Origin of the sequence: Ramlibacter sp. (assembly GCF_013697775.1) — a bacterium.
Lineage (GTDB): Bacteria > Pseudomonadota > Gammaproteobacteria > Burkholderiales > Burkholderiaceae_C > Ramlibacter.
Window position 1 is genome coordinate 1 of the sequence record NZ_JACCWG010000399.1, and the last position, 3,391, is coordinate 3,391.

The 3,391-nt window shown below is 71.4% G+C and carries 1 protein-coding gene; it reads right to left on the reverse strand.

Annotated features, from left to right (window positions below; all coding sequences use genetic code 11):
* The coding region (locus tag H0U68_RS20455) for an amino acid adenylation domain-containing protein (RefSeq protein WP_296358746.1) at nt 1-3,391 on the reverse strand (3,391 nt) is incomplete at both ends.

Genomic DNA, 3,391 nt, shown 5'->3' on the forward strand with positions numbered 1-3,391 from the left:
AGCGCCAGCGGCGCGTGCTCGTGGCGCAGCAGCCGTGCCAGCAGGGCATGTGCCTGGCGCACCCCGTCCTGCGTGCTGCCTTGGTCCAGGCGCACCCGCATGGGCAGCGTGTTGATCAGCATGCCCAGCATGCGGTTCATGCCTTCTCCGCCCTGCATGCGCCCGAACAGCACCGTGCCGAACACAACGTCGTCGCGCCCGCTCACGCGTGCCAGCACCTGCGCCCACGCCAGGTGGAACAGGCTGGCGGTGGTCACGCCCAGCACGCGCGCGCGCTCGCGCAGCCGCCAGGCCAGGGAGGCTTCCACGCTGCCGGTGGCCTGCGCCACCTCGGAACCGTCGGCATGCACGTCGCCCAGCTCGAAGGGCAGGGTGGGCGCATCCACGTCGCCCAGCAGCTCGCGGAAGAACGCCTCGTGCTCGGCCGCCGGAATACCCAGGCGGGTCTGCGCCACGTAGTTGCGAAACGGCAGCGGCGCGGGCAGCGTGCCGGCCTGGCCGACCAGATGGGCCTGGATCTCGCCGAGCATGCGCTTGAGCGAGGTGTTGTCGTCCATCAGGTGGTGGAACAGCCACAGCATCACCCAGCGGCCGTTGGGCTCATCGTGGGCGATGCAGGCGCGCATCATGGGCGCGCGGCGCACGTCGAGCCGGTAGTGGCGCAGGTCGAAGCGCTCGCGCAGCTGGTCGACCGCGCTGCCGGCCTGGGCGTCCAGGCCGACTTCTTCCACGGCCAGCCAGGCGCTGCGCCAGACCACCTGCACCGGCTCGGACAAGCCTTCCCACAACACCGCGGTGCGCAGGATGTCGTGGCGCTCGATCACCGCCTGCATGGCTTCCAGAAACGCGTCCAGCCGCTCCCGGCTGTCGAAACCGAGCATGGCCTGCAGGAGGTAGACGTCGCCTTCGGTGCGCAGCCGGTGGTGGAAAAGAATGCCTTCCTGCAGCGGGCCGAGCGGGTAGATGTCCTGGATGTTGGCGGCGCCGCCGGGCACCGCATCGGCGATGCACTGGATCTCGGCCTCGCTCAGCCCGACCAGCGGCAGCATGGCGGGGGAAATCAGCGTGCTGCCGGCGGGGATCAGGTTCGCGGGAATCTCGAGCACGTTGCCCGCCGTCGTCACCGTGGCGGCCAGGCCGCACAAGGTCGGCGCAGCGAATAGCGCGCTGGCCTGGGCATGCAGCCCGGCCTGGCGCATCCGCTCGATCAGGCCCATGGCCAGCAGCGAGTGGCCGCCGAGCTCGAAGAAATGGTCGTGGCGGCCCACGCGGTCCACATGCAGCACCTCGGCCCAGATGCCGGCCAGCGCCGTCTCGATCCCGCCCACCGGGGCCTCGTAGCCGCGCCCGGCGTAGGCGCCGCCTTCGGGCGCGGGCAAGGCCTTGCGTTCGAGCTTGCCGTTGCTGGTCAGCGGCAGCGCCTCGAGCATCACGTAGGCGGCCGGAACCATGTACTCAGGCAGCGAGCGGCCGAGATGGGAACGCAGGCGATCCGGCGTGACATCGGCGCCGGCAACGCAGTAGGCCACCAGCCGGCGGTCGCCGGGAACGTCCTCGCGCGCCAGCACCACGGCCTCGCGAACGCCGGGGCATTCCAGCAGCCGCGCCTCGATCTCGCCCAGCTCGATGCGAAAGCCGCGCACCTTCACCTGGGAATCGTTGCGGCCCAGGAATTCGATGCTGCCGTCCGGCAACCAGCGGCCCAGGTCGGCCGTGCGGTACATGCGCGCGCCGTCCTGCGCAGTAAACGGGTCGCGCACGAAGCGCTCGGCCGTGAGGGCCGGGCGGTTCAGATAGCCGCGCGCCACGCCGGCGCCGCCGACGTGGATCTCGCCCACCACGCCCACAGGCGCCGGCCGACCCAGCGCGTCGAGGATGTAGACGCGCAGGTCCGGAATGCGCACGCCGATCGGGCTGGCGCCGGGCCGCTCGGCATCGGCAGCTTCCAGCGGGCGGTAGGTCACGTGCACCGTGGTCTCGGTGATGCCGTACATGTTGACCAGCCGGGTCTGCGCGTTGCCGGGTTGTGCGTACCAGGGCTTGAGCGTGGCGAGTTCCAGCGCCTCGCCGCCGAAGATGACGGCGCGCAGGCGGTGCGCGGGTGTGCCGGCCTGCTGCTGCGCGGTGATGAACTGCCGGAACGCGCTCGGCGTCTGGTTCAGCACCGTCACCCCCTGTTCGCACACCAGCCGGTGGAATTCCTGCGGCAGGCGGCTGGTCAGGTGCGGCACCACCACCAGCCGGCCGCCGTGCAGCAGCGCGCCCCAGATCTCCCACACCGAGAAGTCGAAGGAGAACGAGTGGAACAGCGTCCAGACGTCGCCGCTGCCGAAGTCGTACCAGGCCCGCGTCGCGGCGAAGAGGCGTGTCACCTGCGCGTGTTCGACCATCACGCCCTTGGGCTCGCCGGTCGATCCCGAGGTGTAGATCACGTAGGCGAGGTGCGACGCGGCCGGGCTGGAGGCCTCGGCGGGCATGTTCTTCGCGCCCAGACGGGCCCAGCCGCCGGCGTCGGCGGTCACGTCGATCACCGGCGTGCCTTCACCCAGCGGGCCGCGCAGCGAAGCACGCACGCCCTCGTCCACCTGCGTGTGCGTCAGCAGGGCCACCGGCGCGCTGTCGCGCAGCATGTAGGCCAGCCGCCCGGCCGGATAGGAGGGGTCGAGCGGCACGTAGCCGCCGCCGGCCTTCAGCGTCGCGAGCACGGCCACCACCAGGTCCAGGCTGCGCTCCATGCAGATGGCCACCCGGCTGTCGGGCCGCACGCCGAGCCGGCGCATGTGCCGGGCGAGCCGGTTGGCCCGGACATTCAGCGCGGCGTAGCTGAGTTCCTGGTCTTCGAAGACCAGCGCCACCGCATCGGGCGTGCGCGCCGCCTGCGCTTCGAACAGCTGGTGGATGCAGGGGCCTGCATCGAAGGTGGCCAGCGGGGTGTTCCAGCCCACCAGCAGCTGCGCGCGCTCGGCCGCCGGCATGACGTCCAGCGCGGCGAGCGGCGTGTCCGGCGCGCTTTCCAGCGTGGACACCAGGACTTCCAGCGCGCGGTGCATGAAGTCGAACACGCGCTGCGGCTCCACCGGGGCGCGCACCTGGGCCACCAGGTTGTAGCCGTCGTCGTTCCCGTCGACGGTGAGGATCAGCGGCAGGTTGGTCCGCTCCATGTAGCCAAGGAGCTCGATGCCCTCGAGGGCATGGACGGTCTCGTTGGCCTGCGCGCCGTGGCGGAAATTCAGCAGCGAAGCGAACAGCGGTGCCGGGGCGGCGATGCCGCTGCAGCGCTGGGCCAGCGCCAGCGGCGCGTGCTCGTGGCGCAGCAGCCGTGCCAGCAGGGCATGTGCCTGGCGCACCCCGTCCTGCGTGCTGCCTTGGTCCAGGCGCACCCGCATGGGCA